The sequence below is a fragment of the Streptomyces sp. NPDC045695 genome, from assembly GCF_056432025.1.
This window is the reverse complement of record NZ_JBWKJU010000021.1, coordinates 1-17,609: the sequence shown is the minus strand read 5'-3', so window position 1 is coordinate 17,609 and position 17,609 is coordinate 1. Positions and strand designations below refer to the sequence as shown.

The 17,609-nt window shown below is 68.5% G+C and carries 15 protein-coding genes and 1 pseudogene; 7 read left to right on the top strand and 9 right to left on the bottom strand.

The window, feature by feature from the left end:
* Positions 1-370 precede the first annotated feature (370 nt).
* Together AC07DU_RS27795 and AC07DU_RS27790 are read right to left on the bottom strand one after the other, a co-directional pair.
* Positions 371-1,015, bottom strand: a complete 645-nt coding sequence (locus tag AC07DU_RS27795) for an ISL3 family transposase (RefSeq protein ID WP_479114310.1) — start codon at positions 1,013-1,015, stop codon at positions 371-373.
* Between the two features lie 584 nt (positions 1,016-1,599).
* Positions 1,600-2,037 carry a hypothetical protein gene (locus tag AC07DU_RS27790; RefSeq protein WP_479114308.1) on the bottom strand — a complete coding sequence of 146 codons (438 nt, stop codon included), beginning with the start codon at positions 2,035-2,037 and terminating at the stop codon, positions 1,600-1,602.
* A 346-nt stretch (positions 2,038-2,383) separates the two neighbouring features.
* Between AC07DU_RS27790 and AC07DU_RS27785 the strand changes: the two genes are divergently transcribed.
* Positions 2,384-2,746 carry a hypothetical protein gene (locus tag AC07DU_RS27785; RefSeq protein ID WP_479114306.1) on the top strand — a complete coding sequence of 121 codons (363 nt, stop codon included), beginning with the start codon at positions 2,384-2,386 and terminating at the stop codon, positions 2,744-2,746.
* On the opposite strand, the gene AC07DU_RS27780 is transcribed toward AC07DU_RS27785, so the two are convergent.
* The 3 genes from AC07DU_RS27780 to AC07DU_RS27770 form a co-directional block, all read right to left on the bottom strand.
* Positions 2,679-4,964: a WD40 repeat domain-containing serine/threonine protein kinase gene (locus tag AC07DU_RS27780; RefSeq protein ID WP_479114304.1), complete on the bottom strand. Its 2,286-nt coding sequence runs from the start codon at positions 4,962-4,964 to the stop codon at positions 2,679-2,681. The two genes, AC07DU_RS27785 and AC07DU_RS27780, sit on opposite strands and share 68 nt — an antisense overlap.
* A 1,107-nt stretch (positions 4,965-6,071) precedes the next feature.
* Positions 6,072-7,853, bottom strand: coding sequence for a helicase associated domain-containing protein (locus AC07DU_RS27775; protein WP_479114302.1), 1,782 nt, complete (start codon positions 7,851-7,853; stop codon positions 6,072-6,074).
* A gap of 436 nt (positions 7,854-8,289) precedes the next feature.
* The gene (locus AC07DU_RS27770) at positions 8,290-8,586 is read right to left on the bottom strand and encodes a hypothetical protein (RefSeq protein ID WP_479114300.1); all 297 of its coding nucleotides are present in this window, start codon (positions 8,584-8,586) and stop codon (positions 8,290-8,292) included.
* A 123-nt stretch (positions 8,587-8,709) separates the two neighbouring features.
* On the opposite strand from AC07DU_RS27770, the gene AC07DU_RS27765 reads away from it, so the two are divergent.
* The gene (locus AC07DU_RS27765) at positions 8,710-9,282 is read left to right on the top strand and encodes a GNAT family N-acetyltransferase (protein WP_479038934.1); all 573 of its coding nucleotides are present in this window, start codon (positions 8,710-8,712) and stop codon (positions 9,280-9,282) included.
* Positions 9,283-9,666: 384 nt separating this feature from the next.
* Here AC07DU_RS27765 and AC07DU_RS27760 read toward each other — a convergent pair whose 3' ends face one another.
* Entirely contained in the window at positions 9,667-10,044 is a 378-nt protein-coding gene (locus AC07DU_RS27760) for a hypothetical protein (protein ID WP_479114298.1), read from the bottom strand.
* A 196-nt stretch (positions 10,045-10,240) separates the two neighbouring features.
* On the opposite strand from AC07DU_RS27760, the gene AC07DU_RS27755 reads away from it, so the two are divergent.
* A protein-coding gene (locus AC07DU_RS27755; protein ID WP_479114484.1) for an IS5 family transposase occupies positions 10,241-11,037 on the top strand; the annotation gives its coding sequence in 2 pieces (ribosomal slippage) (positions 10,241-10,576 and positions 10,579-11,037; 795 coding nt in all).
* A 754-nt stretch (positions 11,038-11,791) separates the two neighbouring features.
* Entirely contained in the window at positions 11,792-12,004 is a 213-nt protein-coding gene (locus tag AC07DU_RS27750; RefSeq protein ID WP_479114296.1) for a cold-shock protein, read from the top strand.
* 59 nt (positions 12,005-12,063) lie between these two features.
* Here AC07DU_RS27750 and AC07DU_RS27745 read toward each other — a convergent pair.
* Positions 12,064-12,540 (bottom strand): annotated as a pseudogene (locus tag AC07DU_RS27745) (transposase); the annotation flags it as partial.
* 19 nt (positions 12,541-12,559) lie between these two features.
* Positions 12,560-12,892 carry an STAS domain-containing protein gene (locus AC07DU_RS27740; protein ID WP_479114294.1) on the bottom strand — a complete coding sequence of 111 codons (333 nt, stop codon included), beginning with the start codon at positions 12,890-12,892 and terminating at the stop codon, positions 12,560-12,562.
* An 883-nt stretch (positions 12,893-13,775) separates the two neighbouring features.
* Here AC07DU_RS27740 and AC07DU_RS27735 point away from each other — a divergent pair.
* The gene (locus tag AC07DU_RS27735; RefSeq protein WP_479114292.1) at positions 13,776-14,171 is read left to right on the top strand and encodes a hypothetical protein; all 396 of its coding nucleotides are present in this window, start codon (positions 13,776-13,778) and stop codon (positions 14,169-14,171) included.
* Positions 14,172-15,068: 897 nt separating this feature from the next.
* Here AC07DU_RS27735 and AC07DU_RS27730 read toward each other — a convergent pair.
* Complete coding sequence (locus AC07DU_RS27730) at positions 15,069-15,524, bottom strand: hypothetical protein (protein WP_479114290.1); 456 nt, start codon at positions 15,522-15,524, stop codon at positions 15,069-15,071.
* 762 nt (positions 15,525-16,286) lie between these two features.
* Between AC07DU_RS27730 and AC07DU_RS27725 the strand changes: the two genes are divergently transcribed.
* A complete protein-coding gene (locus AC07DU_RS27725) occupies positions 16,287-17,024 on the top strand; it encodes a hypothetical protein (protein ID WP_479114288.1) in 738 nt (245 codons plus the stop codon).
* 370 nt (positions 17,025-17,394) lie between these two features.
* A partial coding sequence (locus AC07DU_RS27720; protein ID WP_479114286.1) for a hypothetical protein occupies positions 17,395-17,609 on the top strand: 215 nt, incomplete at its 3' end.

The window sequence follows — 17,609 nt, the reverse complement described above, 5'->3', positions numbered from 1 at the left end:
CGCCACCACTCGGGTCACCTTCGCGACGACGCCGATGTGCTAACGCGGTATGTGCGGCCTGGCTCGACCACATCATGCGGGGATCTCGCCGACTCCTGGACCACGGTCGGCTGTCGGCCCGAGGCCACAACGCGTCCGTCACCCCCTCGCTGACACGACCCTGCGCCGCACTGACATCTACTCTGCGCACGACAGTGGGATGCGCAGGGTTACGACAGTGGGATCGCAGAGTCCGTGCCAGTAGGTGGTGACGGCTCGGGGATCATCCGGAGGTTTCTGCTTCCACAGACTCAGTGTCGCTGTCACGTCGGCATGCCTCCAAGACTCGGACGGACTCGCTGCCCGCAGCCTACGACCAGTGTGGTCACCGTCAGGCGAGAAGAACCCGCTTCCGGAGGAGCCGGAAGCCCGCGCGGCCGAACATCTGGCGCTTGAGCATCTTGATCCGGTTGACATGCCCTTCGACGACACCTGAGTTCCAGGGCAGGGTGAGGCCGGCGATGACGGCGTCCCGGTCGCGTTCCAGTCCTGTGGCGAGGGTGTGGAGGCTGGGAAGGTCATCTTGTCGGACGGCGTCGAGCCAGTCCGGCAGGCGTTCGCCCTGGCGCTCGGTCAGTATGGTCGCGAAGGAGCGGACGTGGCGGGTGAGAGCGGCGATCTCGGGGCAGTCGGCCGAGACGGTCTTGAGCTGGAGCTGTTCGGACTCGGTGAGGGCCTCCGGGCGGCGCAGGATCCATCCGGCGACTGCGCGGGGCGACGGCGGCCGGGCCGCCACCGGCTGTGGAGATGTCCGTTTGAGGCGGAGGTAGGCGCGGACGCGCGCGTAGCTGCCCTGGTAGCCGAGTGGCACGATCTCTTCCCACAGTTTCCAGGCATTGGTGCAGCCCTCGCCCCAGCGGTTGTCGAGGTAGGGCTTGTACTCGTCCAGCACAGAGGACCGGTTCTGCCACTGGCCGGTGAAGAGGTCTTCCGGCCGTGCGGCGTTGGCGAAACGCTGGACGGTGCGGTAGGTCATGCCGAGCTGCTGCTGGATCGAGCGCCGACTGTGTCCGGCCTCGATCAGGGCGTGGATCGTGGCATGTCGGGCCCTGGTGCGGTCGGCGAAGCGGCTGCTGGTCGTCCACGGTGAGGTCGCGGGCTCGGTTGTTGCCGGAGCCGGATCTGCCTCGGCTTGCGGGGCGGCGGGAGCCAGAACGTGCAGGCAGCGGCGGTGCTGGGAGACGCTTCGCTCGGCGGCCTCGCTGAGGTTGTGCCAGAGGCGCCACCGGTCGGCGACCTGGACCGCTTGCGGTGCGCCGGCGGTGGCTCCCTCGGCGAAGAACCCCAGGCAACCGCAGTGTGCGCCTGCCGTACTTCCGGTTGCCCATAGGAAACCCGGCCAACGAGCACCAGCTGCCGGCTCACCTGAACGAGCTCGGCTCCGCACCGGCGCCGGAACGGAGCCTCCCTCAGGCCTCGACCCCCGGTCTGAGGGACGCAGTACGGCCGGGACCACACCGCGCCACCGAAGGGACGAGCCGGCCGTCGTTGCCCATCCGTACGGGTCAGGACGCGGGGCCTTCCGCTGTTTCGGGGGCCGAGTCGTCCTTGTCGCCGGTCTCATCCTCGTTGGCATCTTCGAACGACAGCTGATTGTCGGCGACCTCTGCCTCCTCGTCGTCGCTGTCCTGTGCAGCGATCACCTTGGTGAGTGACGATGCGATGAGTGCGTTGAAGTCGGGGCGTGGCATCAGGCCCGGCGATGTCGAGTTTGGGTACGAGGCTGTCGAGACTGCGCCGCAGGGAGTCGTTGAGGTCGCGCTGCTGCTGCAGCGCCATCTCGGCCACACTGCGGTTCAGACCCGAGAAGTCGACCAGGTGGCCCATCTGCTCCACCACGCTGTTGAAGGCCGCGATGTTGAGGCCCGGGAAGAGAGCGCTGTAGTCGATCTTGGGGAAGAGCGCGCTGTACACGCGGGGAATGCTGCCGGCCACATCGAGGGCGGCCAGGAACTCCTTGGAGACCACGCCTTCCGCGATGGAAGTCGCGACGAGCAAGTCATTCAGGGTCCGGCGGCGGATGGCGGCGGTGCGCTTCTTGACCCGCTTGAGCAGTTCCGCGCACGCCGAGTCGGATACATCCGGGGGGCTGCGGATCCTGCGGGGGTCAAGACAGTGGGTGCCTCGTCACCGTCCCGGGCGGCGAACAGGACTTTCATCTCCCAGGTGCATGCGGTGTAGCGGGTATCGGCAGCGTCCTCGTCAAAGGACAGGCCGTAGAGCAGCCATCGGGCGTTGGCCGTGTACTTCGGGTTGTCAGCTGAGCCAGTGGCGCCAGCGGGCTGCCGACGACGCCTTCCATGTCGAGATCAGACCGTAGTCGGTTGAACAACAGGGAGCTTCCATGACCGAGTCCCACGGCGGCCCGGTAGATGTCGATGCCAGCAACCACACGTTCTGCCTGGTCGACACCGCACAAATGCCCGGCGCCGAGAGCGGTGAGCCCCACGGTCTCATCGCGGTGACGCAGCCCGGTGCAGCCGTGGTCATCACCGGGGTACACACCGGTCCGGTCGCAATGACCGTCGAGGTACGGACCACGCCGCCGGAGATGATCAACGCCTCCGAGTGGGACGAAGTCGTGGAAGTCTTCCTCCTGGTTCCCATGGGGCAGCCCGCGGCAGGGATCCTGACGGACGTCATAGCTGCCAGAACCAAACGGTGTTGTCCAAATCGGTGCCGGCCAGAACGCTGCCGTCCGGGCTGAACGCCCAGTTGTACATCCTGTAGGCAGGGGCCTTGGAGGTGGCCTTGAGCTTGCCGGTCGCCGGATTCCACTGCCGTATTGTGTTGGGGTAGCCGCAGGTGACCAGGACTGTGCCATCCGCGCTGAACCGCATCTCGTCCACGCTCTGGGCCTCGCCATCGTCAACGTCTTCCCCCGTCAAGGTGGCGGTGAGTTCACCTGTCGCCGGGTCCCACAGGGCGACGGTGTCGTCTCCCGAGCCGCCGGCCAGTACCCTGCCATCCGGGCTGAACGCCACCGAGTTCACCCCGAAGGTGGCGCCCTTCAAGGTGGCGGTGAGCTTACCGGTCGCCGTGCTCCACAGCCGGGCCCGGCCCGGGTCGGATGAGCGGCTGCCAACGGCCAAGGTTTGGCCGTCGGGACTGAAAGCCACTGACACGGCAACACCGGAATGCCTGATGTGGTCTCTGCCCGCAGGCAGGTGCCGCAGGCTCAAGGTGCCCGCAGAATCCACGCCGGCCAGATTCCTACCGTCGGGGCTGAACACCAAGGTATGAAAACTGTCGCCTGCGTTGCTGGCGGTGAGGTTGCCGGTCGCCGGATCCCATAGCTGGAGGGTGCCGGAATCTCTGGCGCCGGCCAGGGTCCTACCGTCAGGACTGTATGCCACGGCGAGCACATCGGTCCCGTCGTCCCGGTTGGGCTCTTCGGCTTTGAGGGTAGCGCTGAGCTTGCCGGTCGCCGTGCTCCACAGCCGGATCGCCCCGTCGTCGCAGCCGCCCGCGAGCACCTTGCCATCAGGGCTGAATGCCAGCGTGTTCACAGCGGATCCGACGGAGATCCGCGTTGCCGGTCGTGGTGGAGCTGACGTGGGCCGCGCGGACCGGGAGGGGGTGGCCGAGGACTGGCCGGTCCGGGAAGGGTTGTTGCTGGCCGACCGGGTGAGGTAGATGCTGGCGGGAAGCCCTACAGCACCCACGGCTGCCGCGACGGACAGCAGCATCGTGCGGCGTGTGGGGCGGTGTCGTTCGTCCCGGCTGATGCCGGGCGCGGCGGGAGATCCGGTCGGGGAACCCGGCTTCTCCGTCAGCTCCGGGTCTTCGGGCGGGGACGGGAGAGCCGGGCCGGGGGGCCCGTCGGCCACGGCCGTCTGTGTGAGGGTATGGCTCATGTCCCCCCGTGCTGTCCGGATGTTGCCCGCAGGATCGGCCGCGGCATACGGCGGGCCTGGTCGGGCGGAGACGGTCGGAGTACGCTCGGAGCCGGGCCGGACGGTGGGAGGTGCGGGTTCCACCTTGTCCTCGACCGACGGCGCGGCCACGGCAGGCGCCGTCGCGGGGGTGGGGTGGGCGGTGCGTAGACGAACGGCGTGGGCCAGCGGCCCGGGCAGCCAGCCCACGCTCCGGCCCGGCGAACCGCCCTGCCGGGTAGCCAGTCCAGCCAGTTCCTCCAACACCTCCGGCACGCAGGGCCGTTGGTGGGGTTCCTTCGCCAGGCATCGCGCCAACACCTCCCGCAACGCCTCGGGTATCCCTTCCAGGTGTGGTTCCTCGTACACGATGCGGAACAGCAGCCCCTGCACGGACCCCGTGCCGAAGGGCCCGGCGCCGCACGCGGCGAACGCGAGCACCGTACCCAGGGAGAACACATCGCTCGCCGGGCTGACCCGCCGATCCGTCAGCTGTTCCGGCGACATGAATCCCGGCGTCCCCACCACCAGACCGGTCCGTGTCAGCACGGTCGACTCGCTCGCCACCGAGATCCCGAAGTCGATCACCCGGGGGCCATCCTCGGCCAGCAGCACATTGGACGGCTTCAGGTCCCGGTGGACCAGTCCGGCGGTGTGGATCGCCTCCAGTGCCTCGGCCAGCCCGGCGCCCAGTGCCGCGACGGACTCCCACGGCAACGCGCCGTACTCGTTCACCGCGTCGGCCAGCGACACCCCGGGGATGTAGGCCGTGGCCAGCCAGGCCGGCGTCCCATGCGGATCGGCGTCGACCACACCGGCGGTGAACAGCCCGTTCACCCGCCGGGCCGCGTCGACCTCACGCGCGAACCGCCGCCGAAACTCCCGGTCGTCCGTCAGCTCCGGCCGCACGACCTTCACCGCCACCGAGCGGCCGCCCCGCGACAGGCCCAGATACACCCGTCCCATGCCGCCCTCGCCCAGGAGCGCCATGATGCGGTAGGGACCTATCTGATCGGGGTCCTCGCGCTTTAGGCCCGTGAACGCCTCCACCTGTTCCTCCGTCCGGCTCCCGGCCGGGCGAAGCACGCCGGGACCGGCCGGAGGACACAAGGCGTTTCCCGCCAGGGCTGTCGCGCCGCCCTCCGGGGTCATGCGCGTGTATTCAGTCCGCGAATACTGTGCCGCCCGACTCGCGTGGTGATCAAGTGGGAGTTTCCGAGTAATACCGTTGGAAAAAAATGACTGTTTATGACCGTGTTATGTTTGCCGGGCTCGACGCCTCATTCTGAAGCACCTGGCCTGGCCGCCCCGCAGACCATGGCCGCGGTAATCCACCGGTATCCGGTTCCTGCGGCCCGCACTGCTGCGCTCATCTCGCCGGGATCCGGGTTCCAGACAGGGGTAGATTGCTGCCATGACTGATGACGCGGGGACGCAGTGGGACCGGGAAAGGCGGAACCGGGAAGGCTATGGCGAGGGGTGGGCCGAGCGCATCTACGCTCCGTGGGCGCGGCGGCTGCGACTGTTCCGTTACTGCCGGGGCCTGGGCGGGCACACCAACGACTACGACGACCTGCGGGTGGCAATCCGGGCCGAGACCGAGGCGGACTTGCTGGCTGTGTTCGACCTACTCGGCATCTCCCCGGTGGGCGTGTCCGACGCCTTCCCGAACCGCATCAAAGAATTTCCGCGGCTGGCGCAGCCAGGCTGGTTCCAGATAGCGGGCGAAGGTGTTTGTGCCTATGTGCACTCGGGGCGGCTGGAACTCAGCGTGGTAGACGCGTGGGAGGTCACCGAACGGCAGTTCGCCGCAGCAGAAATCATCGAACCCGCGCTCGGGGTTCTCGCTGAGCGCATCATCGACCCCCGTTGGACAACCCGCGCTGCGTCTGTCCGAATTACTACCCCGACCTGTGGCAGACGCCTTGACCCGTTGACCGCTGTGAATGGGTGCGGCGGTGGCTCCAGATGGGCGTCAGCCCGTACGGGAAGGGTATCCCTGCTCACGATGCCCACCCATAGTGATCATGGCTGGCATGAGGTGACCAAGCTGCTGCCGTCGGGCGCCAATCCCGAAGATGGCCGGCTGCCAGGGACGTGCCTGTTCACAAGTGCGCCGCAGAGCGGTGACACAGCCCACCTGCCGCGCCGGCCCTTTCAGTCGAAGAGGCCGAGATCTGCCAGCTGCCGCCGCTGTTCTAGTGGGAGTGCCGCTTGCCGGCTGCGCATGTTGCTGCGCCACACCCCCAGCCGCACCTCAACGTCCTTCCCGTCGTAGCGCACGACTTCAATATGCGAGCGGGGAATCCTTGCTGCTGTCCCTTCCCGCTGGATGTACTGCTGGAGGGCCTGGAGCCCTTTCGCGAACGCCGTACCGCCGGCGCGCGTCCCGGAGGCCGGGGCTGTCTTTGTGGGGGCCTTGCGGGCGCGTGGGGCCTTCTTCACGCCGAGTTCGGCGAGCCGGCGTTGCTGTTCGGCGTTGAGTCGGTCCCAGTTCCGTCGTTGGGTGGCGAGCCAGCGCCCGACGTCCTCGCCGTGCCTGGTCACCCCCGGCACGACGGCCGTCAGGCGGGCGCCTTCGGCGAGAAACTGGGTGAGGTAGGCGTAGTGGCGTTGCCAGTCGACCGTCCACCCCAGCGTCCGCGGGTTCCAGTCGGGGTCGATGGCGGCGAGCGCGGCAGCCCGCCGGCGCGCCCGGTCGGGGTCCTTGCCCAGTCCGCCGGGGCGGCGGACGTTGGTGAGCCATTGCCCGACGGCGATGTCGAGGATGGTGGCGCCGCGTGGGGCCGCGCGGGTGCCGTGGAGGGCGTGGTAGGCGCGGGCGGCGGCGAGGTTCTCGGCGAAGGCGGCGTCGGCGGTGCCCCAGACGATCCCGAGTTCTTCGAGCTCGGCGGCGCGTTCGCCGGTCATGGTGCCGGCCCGGTAGGCGCGCCGCTGGTCGGACAGCCACCTGCCGAGCGGGAACGCTCCCGCGGTCTCGACGTGCTCGTACGGGACGTCGAGATGGCCCTCCCGCTGCCGGTACCGCAGTGCGGCCTCGGCGCCCCGGCGCCAGTTCTGCCGCTCGGTGTTGATGACCTGGTAGCTGATCCACTTGGCGATCAGCGCTGGATCACGGGGCGCCGCGAAGCGGAGCAGCAGCCGACCCTCCTCCTGGCCGTCCTCCGGGGCCGGTCCGACCGGCAGCGACGGCTCGACAACGCGCTTCTGGCTTTCCTGCGGAATTGCAAGCATTTCCACGGCACGGGAGTCATGAGTCCGCAATCCTTCCAAAACCCGAATAAGAGGGCGGTACGAATTCGAGGAAAGCGTGTCCTCGGGCTTTTCATCCGCGCCCAAGAAGACGGGCACGATGAGGGTCGCCATCTTGCCCTGGCCGGGGTGCTGGCGCAGGGCACGGCCGATGGCCTGGACGATGTCGACCGCGGACCCCTTGGGGTCGACCAGGGCAACCGAATCCACACTTCTGATATCGACGCCCTCACCCAGAACCCGGCAATTCGAGAGCACGGCTCGGCCTGCCCGGCGTCCGAAGTCGGCGAGGACCGCCTGCCGGTGGGCGCCTTCATGCTCCCCGCACAGCCACCCCGACCACACCCGCTTCGGATGCCGCACCGGATCCACCGCATGCAGCCGGCGGGCGACGCGGTCCAGCCCGGTGGCGAAGGCCTCCGCTTCGATCGTGCGGTGGTGGAAGGTGATGCTGGGCTGCAGCCCGTGGGCGGACATGGTCTCCAGCAGGGTGGTCTGCAGGGCGGCGAGCCGTTCACCGCGCAGCTGCTCGTCGTACCGCTCCTCACTGACCAGCCGGTCCGGTGTGACGACCGGGTCGGTGAGCTCGGCGACCACGATCTGGTACTTCGCCAGCAGCCCCCGCGAGATGGCGGATGCGAGGGAGAGTTCGTAGACGACGGGCCCAAACACCCTCGGATCGTCCATCGAGCAGGCGAGTTCCTTCGGGAGCCGGTCCTAGCGCGGCCGGGAGACGTAAGTCTGCCCCTCGGCCTCGGCCTCCCTGCGCTCCTCCGCCTCGGCCTCCCTACGCCGTTCCTCGTCGGCGAGCCGACGCGCTTCCGCCATCTCACGCTCCTGCGCCCGGAACCGCGGGGGCCGTTCCATCCAGATCCGGGGGGTGGCGGTCATGTAGAGCCGGCGCATCGCCGGGATCACGTCCTGGCGGTGGACGTCCGCCCACGTGGCTCTGTCCGCGAGAACGGGCAGCGGATGTACACCGGTTTGGGAGGCAGCCGCCACCCGAGAGGGAATCGAAATGTTCACGGGTTTCGACAGCAGCACTGGCACGGAGAGGTTGCTGCTGGGTGCGATGACCGACGCCGTCGGGGTCTGATGCCCTGACCGCATCGGTGCGCCGGCCTCAGGCAGGTGGAAGCGGCCCTGCGACGGTGACCGTGCCGCTCCACCAGTCCGGTTGATCGGGTGCGTGCCAGAGGACGTCAAGCCGGCGGTGGGTGAGTTCCTCCGCCTTCTGAACCAGGGCCGCCTGCGCGATGTCCGGCTCGGGAGAGGGCGAAGGACCAGCGAGAGTGCCGTCGGCGATGCCGGCCGGCCCGGTGAAGTGGACGGCGTACCTCCATCCGTCCGGGATCCGGTACAGGACAAGGCTGGTCGGCGTCCCGAAGGTCCGCCAGTACGGCCGCCGTTTGCTCGCCATGCCGGCACGGTACTGGACTCACCGCCCATCCGGCGCGTCCGGCGTCACCGCGGACGTAGGCGCCTCCAACCGTCCGGATAAACGGATGGTCGAAGGCGAACGTGACGCGGCAGGATGCTCCGCATGACCTTGCCCACCCCCGAGCTGCACACCGCCCGCCTGCGACTGCGGCCGTTCACCGACGCCGACGCGGCGTCGCTCTACGCGCTGCACAGCAGCGCCAACGTGCTGCGCTACTGGGACTCCCCGCCGTGGACCGAACCGGCCCGCGCCCAGCGCTTCATCGCGACCTGCCGGACGATCGAGGAGGAAGGCACAGGAGCGCGGGTGGCCGTCGACCGCGTCTCCGACGACGCGTTCATCGGCTGGTGCGGCCTGACCAGCTGGAACCCGGACTTCCGCAGCGCGTCCCTGGGCTACATCTTCGACGCCGCCGCATGGGGCCACGGCTACGCCACGGAGACCGCGCACGCCGTCCTGCGGTGGGCGTTCGACACCCTGGACCTGAACCGCGTCCAGGCCGAGACCGACACCCGCAACGTGGCGTCCGCCCGGGTCCTGGAGAAGCTCGGCTTCGTCCGCGAAGGTACCCTCCGCGAGGACTGCGTCGTCAACGGCGACGTCTCCGACTCCTGGGTCTTCGGCCTCCTTCGCCGCGAGTGGCGCCCGACGGCCACGCCGACGGCCGGCCGCTAGGACCGAGACCTGCCCGACTCGGTCCGTAACCCCCACCGAGGTCACCGTGGGCCGCTCCGGCGAGCGCAACGTCTGCGCTTGCCCCGCCGGTCCCGACCATCCGCACCGCTGGAGCATCCCGTAGTTCGTAGGGTCTGCCTGGAGCGGCAACAGACTCATCGGCGTTCGCGGGTGCTGTCGCTTCTCGTGAACATCGAACACGAGAAGCGACAGCACCCGCGGCCCGGGCGCCTCCCGAAGCACTGAACAACTGCTGTCGAAACCGGGGTTCTGGCTCAACTTCTGTGGTGACGGGCCGATGGCCGGCCGCAGGGGGATGCGGGGTGGTCCCACGCAGTCATGCGTGCGCACGTGAATACGCCCCCACGGCTCACAGTTACGCCCCTACCCCGGACCCTGTCCCCAAGGTCTGGCTCCCTCCGGGTCAAGGGCGTCCGCTCGGGCGCGGAGGTCCTCGGCTATGTCGTCCCAGGAAGGGCCGTGTGCCTCAAGGTTGAGGGCCGCCTCCCGCATCCTCGCCGGGTCGTCGGGCCGCTGGAGCAGAATCAGCCGGTAGGCGAGGTTGCGGACCCACACCGGCAGGAGGCCGTCGACCAAGTGAGGGCAGAGCTCACGCAACATGGCAAGGATCGCCTCGGCATCGGCAAAGGTCAGCTCTTCCGCGAAGTACATCCAGTGGTGCTCTCGGGCTTCGCACTCAGGCGTCGGGCCGTACTCGTCGCCCCAGACGCACCGCGCGTGCTCCGTAAGGGTGGTGTGCATGCGTTGAACGCTACGCGAGGGTTGATCTGACCTGGTCACCCCGATGGGTATGGCATCAGCTCGCCACCACAGAAGTTGTGCCAGAACCGAAACCGGTGAACAAAGCCAGACTTCGGGGATCAGGTGATCACCCACACCGGTTAAGACGTCGTTTCTGATGGCGTGATCGCTCGTTGAGCCGTGCATGACGGATCTGATGGAGCGATTGGTGCCGGACGAGTTGTGGGTGCTGTTCCGACGGGTGGTCCCGCCGACGGAGGTCATACGCCCCCAGGGCGGCGGGCGACGTCGGGCCGGTGACCGCGAATGCCTGGCAGCGATCATCTTCGTGGCCACCTCGGGCTGCACCTGGCGGCAGCTGCCGCCGGTGTTCGGGCCGGCCTGGCCCACGGTTTACCGGCGCTTCGCCCAGTGGAGCCAGGACCGGGTGTGGGCCAGACTGCACCGGGTCATCCTCGACGAACTCGGCGCTCGGGGCGAGCTGGACTGGTCGCGGTGCGCGATCGACTCCGTCAGCGTCCGGGCGGCAAAAGGGGGCCACTGACCGGACCGAATCCGACCGACCGCGGCAAGCTGGGATCGAAAATCCACCTCATCACCGACCGAAACGGCGTGCCGCTGTCGCTGGGCGTCTCCGGCGCCAACATGCACGACAGCCTCGGCCTGGAACCGCTCGTGCGCGGGATCCCGCCCATCCGCTCCCGCCGCGGCCCGCGCCGCCGGCGTCCGGCCAAGCTCCACGCAGACAAGGGCTACGACTACGACCACCTGCGAAAATGGCTTCGCGAGCGTCGCATCCGCCACCGCATCGCCCGCAAGGGCATCGAGTCGTCCACGCGACTCGGCCGACACCGCTGGGTCGTCGAGAGAACGGTCTCCTGGCTGGCCGGATGCCGAAGGCTCCATCGCCGTTACGAGCGAAAGGCCGAACACTTCCTCGCCTTCGTCGGCATCGCCGCAGCCCTCATCGGCTACCGCAGACTCGCCAACTGAAACGACGTCTAAGTCGTATATCAAGCACCGGCTGCCGGCGTACATCTCAGTGCAGAGACGTACCCAGCGAAGTGAAGAGGTCACCGTGCACAAGCGCGCCACAGTCGTCGCCGTCACCACAGCAGTCATCGCAGCTTTGGGAGGCACACTCCCAAATGCCGCCTCGGCCACCGTAGCCAAGGAGGATCGCGCGAGCCTCTCCAGGCCGGCCGCTCCTGCCGCCCCGTATCCGCAAGGGTGCAAGCGTGTGGAAGCCCGCCAGACCGACACGTGGTGGACGGCGTTGCGGGGCTGTTTCATCACCCACGACAACCCCTTCATCAAGATGGAATCCGACTGCAAGCGAAGGGAGCTGGGGATTTCCTGGTACCACTCAAAGTGCCAGGTCAGTGGAGGCTACACCGTCTACATGAATGAGAAGGTGATCAAGCAGGGGCCCTTCTCCTACGAAAGCGATCCAGTTCATGGCGGAGGGACCTTCTACCGCATTCCATACAGCTGCGCGGGCGAAGGGTGGTACACCGTGAAGTTCACGGACCTCTACACCGCATCGAACGGCTCTGCCCACTCATACGGGTATGGGCCGTTCCCGACATCACGGTCGGAGGGAGGGGCTGCTGAGTGCCTGCGCGGTCGCCGGCCGCCCGGGTGGACATCACCGTGGCGAGTCACAGCGCCATCGGTCCAGCGGTCATCGTGCCGGTTAGGGATCTCCATCGGTTGATCAGCATCATGAAGCGAGAACGGAAGCCACGTGAGCAATCGACAGACCGGCACGGTGAAGTGGTTCAACGAGGAGAAGGGCTTCGGGTTCACCACCCCGCATGGCGGGGGCGACGACCTGTTCGTCCACTTCAGGGCGATCGAGTTCGATGGCTTCAAGAGCCTCAAGGAAGGCCAGACCGTCAGCTTCGTGGCTGAGCAGGGTCAGAAGGGCATGCAGGCCGCGCAGGTCCGCCCCGAGTAGACCGCGGCGTGGGGCTGGGAATCGCTGGGGCGCTCGCCCATACCCCGCCGCGACTGACCTCCGCACTCGACCGCGTGGCGCTGGCGGTAGTCGACCGGGTCGAAGTGCGGTGGCCGGCCGACGCGGGAGCCGAGCTTCTGGCGGTTGCGTGCCTGGTCGGCCTTGTCCGGGATGGTGCAGCGGATTCCGCTGCGGCGCAGCTAGGCGCGGTTTTTGCGGGAGGCGTACGCCTTGTCGGCACTCACGCGATCGGGACGGACGCGTGGCTGCCCCGGTCCGATGCGGGGCACGCGGACCCTCTTCAGTACGGGTTCGAACTGCGGCGAGCCGCCGCGCTGTCCTGCCGTCACCACGATCGACATGGGCTTTTGGCCTTGCTCGACGGCCAGGTGCAGCTTGGTGGTGAACCCGCCGCGTGAGCGTCCCAGCCCGTGATCATGAGGCTCGCTGAACAGGCCACCCGGCGGTTCCTTCTGCAGGTTGCCCTGCTTGCGGGCCCCGGCCGCATGCTGGTGGGCGCGGCAGACCGTGGAGTCGGCCTGACCAGCGGGTCCGTTACCGGCTGGCCGCGCTGGCCAGGTCTGCGCAGATGTTGAAGACGCTGTCGGTGCCGGTCACTTCGAAGAGTCTCGCTATCTGGGGTGAGAGAGGACCGGCGAGGACGAGGTGCTGTCGGTGGTGGGCGATGATCAGGGCGTTGAGCATGGAGGAGTCGCCGAACGAGACGTGCGCGAGGTCGAGGACGGTCCGGGTGACACCGTCGTGGCAGGCGGCGTTCAGAGCCTGAGTCAAGGCGCTTTGGGAGCCGATGTCGAACTCCCCGGAGCAGACGATAGTGCGGATGCCGTCCTGATCGGGCAAGGTCCGGACGCGAGCCACGTCCCCCATGTCTTCTCCCTCATCACCTCACTCTCCACGCGGGTGCCGCGGGAGACGGGCTTGTCGCAGCTCAGCGCACCCGTGTAGTGGCTGTAGCAACGGCAGGATATATCGTTCTCGGACATACGAAAATCTGAGCTCAGTAAGATAGAAAAGTTGCCGGGTTGGCCGTGGGCCCGGTCCGGCGAGGCGCTGGTCGGCGCTCTGTCCCGTAGCCCCCGGTATGGGGAGCTGCCGTGGGTGGACAGGTCCTGGCCGCAGAGACTCACGACACCGCGAGCGACCTCGCTGGGATCCTTGGCCGCTCACCGCCCTTGTCGATTGCGCCCGACGGTCGCGGCCCCATTGTGGAGCGGGCGGGAACGCTGACGGGGGAGAACCCAGGCGGGCCTGAACCAGGAGGCCCGCCGTCTCTGCCAGTCGGTCGCGCATGTCTGGTAGCGCTGCTGCTTTTGCTTCGTGTCGCAGAGCCAGTTCCGTGCGGAGCACCGTTGCGTACGGTACGGATACCCGCTGGCCGGGCCTTTCGGTGTAGGGCTGGAGTTCGCTGGCCGTGTCGTTCGAACCCTGCTCTCGGCCGCGCCGCAAGGAAAGGAACACCCGTACCAGCAGGTCTGAGGCCAGCATCACCAGCAATCGGTCATGTGAGACCAACGGCTCTGGAGGGGTGCACGAGGGCCACAACGAGCACTTCCGACTCGGCTAACACCAGTCGACGCGCTATCCCGGCGGCCTTGAAGACACCAGCGGTGGTCTTCCGGTCGAAGGCTGTGGCGGTTCCCGGCCGATACGCCCTGATCCGTCACAGCCTTGTGTCGTCAAACGATCGCTTGCCGACAGGCAGCGTCCACAGCGGCTGTACACCGCCGCCCGCGCGGAGGCGCTCCGGGCGGTGTGCGCGTGCGGATGGCGGGGTGCCGCCGAATACCTGCTGGACTGGCACGCGATCGGCGACCGGCCCCTATACGAGGCTGACGTTGACCTCACCGGACCGCTCGCGGACTGGACTGCGCACCTGTCCCTCGTCCGCGACAAGGCGGTACCGCTGCCCGAGCAGCTGGCCGCCCTCCTGGTCGAGATCACCGAGCAGCTGACCGCCATGGCCGCGGTCGCCCCGTTGGCCGCGCTGCGCGCCGCCGGGGTGCTGGAGCGGGTCGCCGCCCAGGTCGGCCGGGAGGAGACGGGCGCGCTGTGCGACGGCGGCGTGTCCGCCGAGACGGTCGCCACCGGGCTCGGGACCACCCGCTCCAAGGCCCTGGTTCTCCTCCTGACCGCGCAGGACAGGTAACGGCACCCGGCCGGCGCCGCGCGCCCCCCGCCCGCGCCCCGTACGCCGTGGTGCGCCGGCTCCCGCCCCGTCCAGGACGGGCTCACCATCAGGGACGCGGACCTCCTGGTCCCCGCCGACCGGGCCATGCACACGTCGCGACAATCGTCGGGGTTCACCGCGGTGACGCGCCCCAAAGCCAGGGCGGAGGCGGTCGTATGACTGGGGCCAGCTCAGCGGTAGGGCCCGGGAGCCAAGGGGGGGAAGGGTGGCGCCCGGGCCGGTGTCGCGGCACCGCGGGGGAGCGGTATGCATTCCGTCGCGACCATCGGAGAAACGATTCACCGGCGAGAAGGTAACGGCGCAGCCAGCCCGGCCACCGTCGTCTGACGAAGTCGGCCGCCCATCGACAGGCATCCAGCTGGGACCGGTCATCGGGACTACCCGAGCGTGCCCTTGACCATGCTGCCGCACCGGGAAACTCCAAGATCCCCGACAGAGTCAAGTAGGGGCCGGTCGTCGGCTTTGGGTGGCGGCCACAGCGGTGCCGTGGGGGAGGGGAATCACCGCTGTGGCCGGGCGCCTTGTACATGCCCTCGGCGCACGTGGGCCAAGTGCGAAACCACCTGTGCGCATGGAGAGGTGGGGGCCGGGTTTACAGACTGGCATTGTGCTCACCTGCGCGGCTCGCCCCCAGCGGCGCCAGGCCGGCCTTCGGGGTTTGTGTCGTGGGTGCGGGGCGCGCCCCCCGCCGACGGGCCGTTCGCGGTGAGGGCTGTCATCCGGTGAGAGGCGGCAGCTCAGGTGAGAGCCGGGCGGGGCAGGTTGCCGTGTGGAGCGGGCCCCGGTTGCGTGGCGGCAGCGCGGGTGGAGGCCGCGTCGGCGACCCGCTTGGGCGAGTCGCCGGGTGGCGGGGCGTCAGCAGGTGAGGGTGACCTCGTGCACGACCGGCTGGGGTGTCCAGGGGAAGGAGGCCACGCCGAACGTGCCGCGGACCGTGGTGCCACACGGGACGGTGCTCGCCGGGCCGCGCACCTCGAGCGTCGTGGCGGTGAAGACGACAGGCTTGTACTGCGTGAGGGGCGGGGCACCGGCGCCCACGACCTCGGCGGACAGCGTGGTGGACAGCTCCTTTGCGGCCGGCGTCGGGCTGCCGGGAGAGGGCGGCCCGGCGAGGCTGACCCTGCCATAGAACTGCACCGCGTTACCGGTGACCTCCGCGCACAGCCGGGTGAGCAGGCCTGCCTGGAGCCCCGAGTTCCCGCAGGTGGTCACGGTCTGGTCGGCGGCGGCCTCGGGGGTCGCGGCGGCCGGGCTGGCGGCCAGAACGGTCAGGCCGGCAACGCCGACCGCGAGAAGGGCTAAGCGGTTCATGGGACGTGCTCTCCTTTGTGTTTTCGCCGATGCGTGACGGGCCATCAACCCGCCTTGTGTGATGTGATATTTCACATCACACAAGAAGGAGAGATGATCGCGCCCTGAACTCCTTCCGTCAGAGGGTCGAATTCTCCGGCGCAGTGGTCGGCCCGACGTTCCGTGTCGAGCAGCGCAAGCCCCGCCTCGCTCTCCGCATTGCGACACGCAGGTGGTTGTCCCGCAAGCCGCAGCCCGGTGTCCTTCCGGGCCGTGTTTTGTTTCTGGTCTGCTCAGGCCAGCGAGGAACGGCTCGCGGGGACAGTCTGATGCGGTGTAGCTGGTGTCACCGGGATGAGTTGAGTCGCGGTGGTGCCCCCCGCTTCCGTCTGTCCGGAGCCGGTCAGCCCCCCCACAGGGGTGATTTTCGCCCTCGTGTACGCGCACGCGGCTTGTGCGGTGTGCCTCCAACTCGCCCCAAAATCATGCCTGTTGGCAACAGACAGGATCTTTCGGCATGTTTCCGGCGCGGCCCGATCGGCGGGCCGCCTCGGTGTGTGGATTGGGGTGTGATGTGGTGCGCTCGGTGCGTGAGGTGTTCGACGAGGGTCAGGCGGCGGGCCGGCCGCGGGTGCCGGTCGCGGCGTGGCGGTGGGCGACGGGTTCGGGCTCAGTGCCTCGGTCGGCGAGCAGCAGCTCGGCCAGAGCGAGCACTCCAGCGCGGCCGCCCACTCGCGCTCGAAGAGAGATGCGGCCGTCACGGCACATCGTAGAATCTGCGGGGTGGCAGAACTGATCAAGACCAGCGAGACCCAGCCTGACGATCGCTCGGGCCAGCCCACCCGCGACCAGGTCATTGGGCGGATCGCTGACCACCTTGCGGCCCGGGACCCCGGGCATCCGCTTCGTGTCGCGGTGGACGGTATCACCGCCGCAGGGAAGACAACCCTGGCCCGTGCGCTGGCGTCTGCGGTCGCCGGTCGCGGCCGACCCGCGATTCACCTGTCCATGGACGGATTCCACCACCCGCGCGCCCACCGCCACCGGCAGGGCCGCGACTCAGCAGTCGGCTACTACCAGGACGCCTACGACCTTCCCGCGTTCGCACGGACAGTACTCACACCGATGGGCCCAGGCGGCGACCGCCGCTACCGCGGTCGCGTCATCGACCTGGCCAGCGACCGGCAGATCGACGAACCCCCGGCCACCGCGCCGGCCCAAGCGGTGCTGATCGTGGACGGCAGCTTCCTCCAGCGCAGCGAACTGGCGCACCTGTGGGATGAGGTCGTGTTCGCCGACACGAGCTTCTCCGTCGCCCGTCGGCGCGGCACGACACGGGACGCAGCGCTCTTCGGCGGACTTGAACAGGCCGAGAATGCCTTCGACAACCGCTACCACGCGGCCTGTCGGCAGTACCTGGCCGAGGCCGATCCGGCCACGCGAGCAAGCATCGTCATCGGCAACGACGACGTCGACCACCCTGAACTACGTCGCATCGGCGACCTCCGACGACCCCAGTAGCCTGCGCGGCCGTCCAGCCAACTGATCCTCGAACCAATGTCCCCCATGATCGGAAAGACAACGGTTCTGACTGGGCCCCGGCCTGGGGGGGTAGGCCGGGGCCCGGCGCGTGGGCGGCCGTCGGGTGTGCGGTCAGCGGCGCTGGGTGTCTTTGGCGTCTTTCTTGGTGTGGCGGGGTTTGCTCTTGGCCTGGTCCGTGCGGTCTTGCGCTGGGATGCGTTCGTCGCCGGGTTGTGCGGCTGGCGGTCTTCTCGGTCTTGTTCTTGGCCTGCCCGGTGTGTGCGGTGTTCTTGTCCGTGTCCGGCGTCGGGGATCTCCTGGTGGTGTACCGGATGGGCGGTGACCGCTCTGGTGTTCCCACTGGCCGCCCGTGGACGCTTCCCGGCTGGGAGTGTCCTCGTGGCGGCACTGCGAGCGGGTGCTGGCAGGGCTTCCCTGCCCGTGGTGTAGGGGGCTGTTCGTCTTTTTAGCGTTGGTGTTGCAGGGCGCGGGCTCCTGCGGTGATGAGTTCGGCGAGTTGGTTGGCGAAGGCTGCGTTGCATCCTCCGAGCCGGACGAATCCGTGGCCGGCTACTGGTCCGTCGT